Genomic DNA, 5,978 nt, shown 5'->3' on the forward strand with positions numbered 1-5,978 from the left:
GATCGCGTCGTCGGCGGTATAGCAGCCCGCGGTGTTGGGCAGGTAGGTGTATTGCGACGGCGGCAGCGCATCGAGCAGGCTCGGCTGGCCGGCGTCCTGGCCGATGTTGGTGCGGCGGATGGCGACGGTGACGATTTCCGCGCCCGAGGCCTCGACCGCGAGGCGCGTCTGTTCGAAATCCTTGTACTTGCCGGTGCCCACCAGCAGGCGGGAGGCATAGGATTTTCCGGCGATGACGAGAGGTTGCATAGTTCAGGTGAGGCGTAAAGGGTGAAGGGTTAGGAGCGGGAAAGGGTAAAGGCCGGGGCGTCACACTTCACGCCTGACGCCTCACCCCTCTCTATCTCAGCCGCCGCCGACCGCGACAACGATTTCCAGGCGGTCGCCGCTGGCCAGCGGGGTGTCGGCATGCTGGCTGCGCGGGACGATTTCGCCATTTTTTTCGATGGCGATGCGCTTCCCGAGCAGATCCAGCGACGCGATCAGTTGGCTCAGGGTGAGCGGAGCAGGGAAGGTACGGGGTTCGCCGTTGATGAGCAGTTCAATCACGAATCACTTCTTCTATCCGGGGGACGCGAGTTTCAGTATCATGCCGGATTCTACCCTGAAGCACCCTGCAGGGCATGAAGGCACAAGTACCTCGCGGGCGTCGTATAGTGGCATTACCTGAGCTTCCCAAGCTCATGAGGAGGGTTCGATTCCCTTCGCCCGCTCCAGAACACGGTATCCGGACCCGATTCCGGGTCGGCCGCAATTCAATAATCCGTTCTCCCTGGCCGTTATTGCAGCAAGGCCATGAATACCCAATCCGCCCCTTCCTCCCCCGTTGCCCTGCTACGCGAAACCGATGCGCGCATGGCGCAGGCGCTGGACAACTTTTTTCAGCGCAGCCGCATTCCAATCCAGGATGCCATTTTGCGCGCCATGGCGGCGCAACCGGCGGCGTCGATCACGGCAATCGGACAGACCTGCCTGGATTGGCTCAACGCGCACCCGGACGTGCTGTCCACCGCGTTTGCCGAGCAGTTCCGCCAGCATCTCGTCCGCCCCGAGACGTTTGCCCGGCACCACGACAGCCGCCCGGCCGGACTGCAACTGCTGGACGACGACACGCTCAAACGGCAGTTGGCGGAAGCAAAAACCGCAGCCCTGCTGACCGACCCCCTGCGCGCCGAGATGGTGCTGCTGTTTGGCCGCGTGCAGGCCATGCGGCGGGCGGCGGCGGAAGATGCGGACCGCGCCGATGGCTACGGACCGCTTCAGATCATGCGCGCTTTGTCGCGCGCGCTCGATGCGCTGGGGATCGACTCCCCGTCCGGCACTTTCCTGCTCCAGTGTGTGACCGCTCCGCTGCTTGACACGCTGAAGCACACTTACGCGGCACTGAATCAGTTTCTGGACGCGCAGGGCATTCGGGAACTGTTCGCCCCCCCTGCGGCCGCCGCGCCCCGGACAACCGCGACCGATGCCGGACAGGACGTTCTGGCGCACATTCAGTCGGTTGCCGCGCGCACAAGCGAAACCGCTCCTTCCGGCACGCTCTCTCCCGCAGGCGGCACGCCCTTGCCCGAGATGCCGCGCCGTTTGGCTGACCGCCTGGCGGACTGGCAGGCCCCTCTATCGTCGCTCCCGTGCGCCCCGCCGACTGGCGAAGCTGCCACGCTGGCGCTGCGGCAATTGCAGCAGAAGGCACACCATACCGGAACGGACGCATTCGACCTCGCGGTACTGGATGCCCTGGCGGGGCTGTTCGAATACATCCTCGACGACCCCGCCATATCGTCGCGTTACAAGGCCGAAATTGCCCACCTGCAGATCCCGGCGCTCAGGGTCGCGCTCGCCTCGCCCGATTTTTTCAGCGACGACCAGCATCCGACACGCCAGTTGATCGACCTGCTGGGATTGTTCTCGCGCCGTTTTCCCGAACACGATCCCTCGCACCCGTTCGCGCTCGAACAAATCCAGGCCGCCTGCGCTGTCATCCACAACGACCCTGGCCACGCTATCGAGGCATTTGCGCAGGCGCACGGCAGGCTGGCCGCCTGGCTGGCCGACGCCGACACGCACCTCAAATCCGGCCTGGCTCCGGATGTCATGCATCTGGAGCAGATCGAACGCCAGGAACTGGGCACCCTGCTGGCGCTGGAAAACCTGCATGACCTGACCGGGCGCCATCCTGCCCCAGAACCGGTATTGCGGCGGCTGGAAAACGCCTGGGTGCCGCATATGGCGTCGCTGTATGTGGCTGAAGCGGGCGAAGGCCCCGACTGGCGGGCAGCCTGCGCAACCTTGCTGCAGCTTTTCCTCAGTCTGCAGGCGCCGGGCAGCAACGCCGCGCGCGAAGACCGCCTGCAATCGATTCCCCGCATCAACGCCGAATTACGCCGCGGCTTGCTGGCGCAAGGTGCCACCCCTGCACAGCTGAAAGATTTTTTCAGCGCCATCACCGTGACCCAGGAATCCTGGATCCGTCCCGCCGGCGGGCAGCAGAATGCCGCGGTCGACGCGTTTGCGCCCCGGCCTGTCTCAATCGAATCGCTTACCCGCCGGCTGCCGGCCGTTCCCCCGAGCGACGCCATCCTGCAGCAGGCACAGCAGTTACTGGAAGGCGACTGGGTGGATTTCGATCCGCCATTCGAGGGTCTGGCGACCGCGCGCGTGGTCTGGGTCGGTGTACACGGCTATCTGCTGTTTTGCGACAGCGAGGGCGAACAGCGTTTTTCGCTCGATTGCGACCGGCTCGCTGCGGAAATCCGTGCCGGCCGTGCGCAGATTCCGGAGCAGTCGCTCACGCGCAAAGCCATGCTGCGACTCAAAACGCACCTGTCGGCCGGTCCCGGCTGAAATTTACAATCCGGACACTCAAGTTTCTCTCCGGCCGGCCGATAAATCAGTTATGCGGTTGTGCGCCCAAGTACAGGCACAGTCGCCGACCACGAACAGGGCAAACCCGCCGCGAGACGGGGACGCAAAGTTTCCGGTCTCGATATCCATGCCATTCAGGGCGTTCCCCACTGGCGGTCGAGACAGCGGGACCGCCGGCAGCCATCCGGTCATGCACATCCCACCCCATTCCTGGCCGGCCAGCCGCCGATACCGCGAGGTGACACCATGGAGCCCGAGATGCCGGACAATTCAGTCGTAGTTAACCTCAATCAGTTCGAGCGTACACGCCGCGCGCAGGTCTCGGCCGAGACCCTGTCGGTTCTGCATGGCAGCCGCGACCTGTTGATAGAAGGTGCAGCCCGCGTGCTGACACGGCAAGCCGAAGCGATGGAAAACACCCTGCTGGCGATGGCCGATCGTACGCCGCTGCTGGATGCACGCAACACCTACTATGCTGCTCAGGGCATCCTCAACAAACAGGCCAATGAATTGCTGAGCGCGTGCAAGGAAGCGTATTGCCAGGCTTTCAGCGATTTCCCCCACAACCGCGAGAAAGCCAGCGGCAGCGAATTGCTGGAACTGTCGCTGGTGGACGACCATGATTTTGAGATCACGCTGGCGGTCGACAAGGCCACCTCGCGTCTGCGTTACAACTGCGCCGAGGAACTGGTCGCCCTGGATGCCCGCATCGCCCATCTGCTGGGCCGCACGGATCTGTCCGAGAACGACAACCCGCTCGGTCCGCGTGCGCTATGCGAAGCGCTGCTGGACGGCATCGCCAGCATGCAGCCGGAACAGGATACACGGATCGTGCTGTTGAACCAGTTCGATCTGGTGCTGACCACCGAACTTGCCCACATCTACCAGTCCATCAACCGTTTTCTGATCGACCATGGCATCCTGCCGGATCTCAAGGTTGGCGCGAAAAACCGCACGCAGAATACCGCTGCTGCCGCAACTGGCACCACTTCGGCCAGCGCCTCTCCTGCCACGCAGGGCCAGACCGGCGGCGACATGTTCAGGCTGTTCGAGCAACTGGCCGGAGGCAGCGGACATGTATCGGCAGGAGCCGGAGGATACGGTGGCGCGCCGGCGGCTTTCGCCGGATTCAACCTGCTCGACTCGCTCGGCCAACTGCAATCCGGTGCCATGACGCTGCCTGACGGCGGCCGTTTCGAGCTGCCGCTGCTGGAAGCCGCCACTGTGCACAATGTGCTGCGCAGCCTGCAGCAAAGCCCGGTGATGCAGGCGGCAAGCCCGCTCGATGCGGTGCTGGTGGATGCGGTCGCCATGCTGTTCGATGTGGTGTTCGACGAAGTCTCCATCCCCGACCGTCTCAAGGCGCAAATCGCGCGGCTGCAGATTCCGGTGCTGAAGGCGGCCATGCTTGACCGCAACTTCTTCTCGCAGCCGAATCATCCGGTGCGCCGCATGCTGGATGCGATCGCCACGCTCGCCGTCCACCTGCCCGACAACGAGACAGGCAATGCCAGGCTGGAGACCATTTCACAGGTGGTCAGCCGGGTGCTCGACAGCTTCGAGCAGGACATCGCCGTATTCGATTCCGCCGCAGCGGAGCTGGAAGCAATAAGCGCCACCCTGGACGACACGCTGGAAGAAACGGTGGACGCCAGCCTGCAGGAGGATATTGCCCAGATCAGGCAATCCGAGCGTGCCGAGCTTGCCCCCGTCATCGTCCACGATTTCATCAACCGTGCGCTCAGGGATCAACCGGTGGCGGATGCCGTGCGTGAATTCCTGCGGCGCGACTGGGCGCAGCTGCTGACCATGGATTATGTCGACGCAGGCGAGCAGGGCGCGCATTTCAACAGCCACGTCGAAACCATGCGCGAACTGGTGTGGAGCGTGCAGCCCAAGGCCGACATGGATGCACGCCTGATGCTGGTGCGCATACTGCCCGGCTTGCTGAAACGCCTGCGCGAAGGCACGGCAGAAATCGCGCTGCCGCAAAAGCTGTCCGACCGCTTTTTCGCCACTCTGGTCATTCTGCACGCCAATGCAGTGCGCCCCAACGCCCAGCCAGTGCCGCTGCCCGATATCACGCCCGAAGAAATCGAAGCGCTGACGCCCGCCCCTGTGGCCGATCCCGTCGCAGCACCCGTTTCCGAAGCCGAACCCGCGGCCCCCGAAGTGGAAGACGAGTTCAGCTTGCGCGCCCGCGCCTTGAACAAAGGCGACTGGGTGGAGTTCCACTACGACGACGGCACTTTCCGCTGGGCGCGGCTGGGCTGGGTCAGCGGTATCCGCAACACCTACCTGTTCTCGGATCAGGACGGCATGAACAGCTTCTCCATCAGCCTGCACCGTCTCGCCGACAAGCTGCGGCGCGGCGAAGCAGTGCTGGTCGAACGCAAATCCATCACCGAATCGGCATTTGGCAAGTTGATGAACCTGTTCCGACAGAAACTCAGCCACGTCTGAGTGTAGTTTCACCCATTGATTCGCCCTTTCACCCCGGCTACCCTGCCGAGGTGAAATCGTTTGCTTCCCGCATCGTCCGCTGGCAGCGGCACCACGGCCGCCATGCCCTGCCCTGGCAGGCCAGCCGCGATCCCTACCGCATCTGGCTGTCTGAAATCATGCTGCAGCAGACCCAGGTCACCACGGTCATTCCCTATTTCGGGCGCTTTGTGGCGCGCTTCCCCGATCTGCCCTCCCTGGCTGCGGCACACGAGGACGATGTGCTCGCGCTATGGAGCGGACTCGGCTACTACAGCCGTGCGCGCAACCTGCATGCGGCTGCGCGCACCATCGTCGCCCATGGCGGCAATTTTCCGGCCAGTCCCGACGCCATCGCGCAGTTGCCAGGCGTCGGACGCTCGACCGCGGCGGCGATCGCGGCATTGGCTTTCGGCCAGCCTTGCGCCATCCTCGACGGCAACGTCAAACGCGTACTGGCACGCCACGCCGGCATTGCCGGCTGGCCAGGTGACAAAAAAACCGCAACGGCGTTGTGGCAACTGGCCGAATCGTACCTGCCGCACACCGCCATCGAAGCCTACACCCAGGGCATGATGGATCTCGGCGCGCTCGTCTGCACCCGCAGCCAGCCGGCCTGCGCAGACTGTCCG

Annotated in this window: 4 protein-coding genes, 1 tRNA gene, 1 pseudogene and 1 riboswitch; of the genes and pseudogenes, 4 read left to right on the forward strand and 2 right to left on the reverse strand. The window is 63.9% G+C overall.

Features of this window, described 5'->3' with window-relative positions:
• Window positions 1-249 (reverse strand): annotated as a pseudogene (locus Q0L94_RS11045) (thiazole synthase); the annotation flags it as partial.
• Between the two features lie 96 nt (window positions 250-345).
• Window positions 346-549 (reverse strand): sulfur carrier protein ThiS, encoded by a 204-nt coding sequence (thiS, locus tag Q0L94_RS11050; protein ID WP_296753263.1) that lies wholly within the window; start codon window positions 547-549, stop codon window positions 346-348.
• A gap of 93 nt (window positions 550-642) precedes the next feature.
• Here thiS and Q0L94_RS11055 point away from each other — a divergent pair.
• The 4 genes from Q0L94_RS11055 to mutY form a co-directional block, all read left to right on the forward strand.
• Window positions 643-716, forward strand: a tRNA-Gly gene (locus Q0L94_RS11055).
• Window positions 717-795: 79 nt separating this feature from the next.
• Window positions 796-2,844, forward strand: coding sequence for a DUF1631 family protein (locus Q0L94_RS11060; protein WP_296753265.1), 2,049 nt, complete (start codon window positions 796-798; stop codon window positions 2,842-2,844).
• Window positions 2,845-2,933: 89 nt separating this feature from the next.
• Window positions 2,934-3,043, forward strand: a riboswitch (cyclic di-GMP riboswitch).
• Between the two features lie 68 nt (window positions 3,044-3,111).
• Window positions 3,112-5,328 carry a DUF1631 domain-containing protein gene (locus Q0L94_RS11065; RefSeq protein WP_296753266.1) on the forward strand — a complete coding sequence of 739 codons (2,217 nt, stop codon included), beginning with the start codon at window positions 3,112-3,114 and terminating at the stop codon, window positions 5,326-5,328.
• Window positions 5,329-5,378: 50 nt separating this feature from the next.
• On the forward strand, window positions 5,379-5,978 hold a 600-nt coding region (mutY, locus tag Q0L94_RS11070), incomplete at its 3' end, for an A/G-specific adenine glycosylase (protein WP_296753267.1).

The sequence above is a fragment of the Thiobacillus sp. genome, assembly GCF_024708915.1.